Annotated in this window: 1 protein-coding gene; it reads left to right on the top strand. The window is 62.6% G+C overall.

What is annotated here, in order from left to right; translation table 11 throughout:
• Positions 1-170 precede the first annotated feature (170 nt).
• Positions 171-353 carry a hypothetical protein gene (locus tag EII42_RS12240; protein ID WP_125172419.1) on the top strand — a complete coding sequence of 61 codons (183 nt, stop codon included), beginning with the start codon at positions 171-173 and terminating at the stop codon, positions 351-353.
• Positions 354-516: the final 163 nt, after the last annotated feature.

Here is a 516-nt window from a genome sequence, read left to right on the forward strand (position 1 = left end):
GGCCCATGTGCACCTCCAGCGGCCGGTGTTCTGGCGATCGTTTCGCGGGGGGACGCTGGGTGTTGTATTCGTTTCGGTAGGCCTCGGCTCGCTCGGCCAGGGTCAAAGCGTCGGGAACCCCGGGCAGGGGAAAGCTGCTCAAAGGTTCAAGGTCCCGAAGCCCCGTTCGCGTGACCCGTTCTGGCTTGGTGACTTTGTCGCGGGACACGGACCTAGCCGGAGGTTTCTGGGTCGGCCATGATGATCAGTTCGACATCCAGCGACCCTCGATTGGGACAGCGTCGTCGGTGACGATCGTCACCACCGGCAGCAGCACTCCCGGGTGGCCGGATCAACTGGCGATCGTCGGCTAGGTGTGATGTTTAATCGGGTTGTTCAGTCTCGTGATCGGTGGTTGCTTTTCGGTCCCGGAGTGGGATCTGTGATGATTGTAGAGGTGGACCCAGCCCGGTAGCGCGGCGAGGCGGCCTGCTTCTGCAGGGTAGAACTTCCTGAAGGCCCAGCCCTCGACCAACG

Source organism: Tessaracoccus sp. OH4464_COT-324, assembly GCF_003932855.1.
Classification (GTDB): domain Bacteria; phylum Actinomycetota; class Actinomycetes; order Propionibacteriales; family Propionibacteriaceae; genus Arachnia.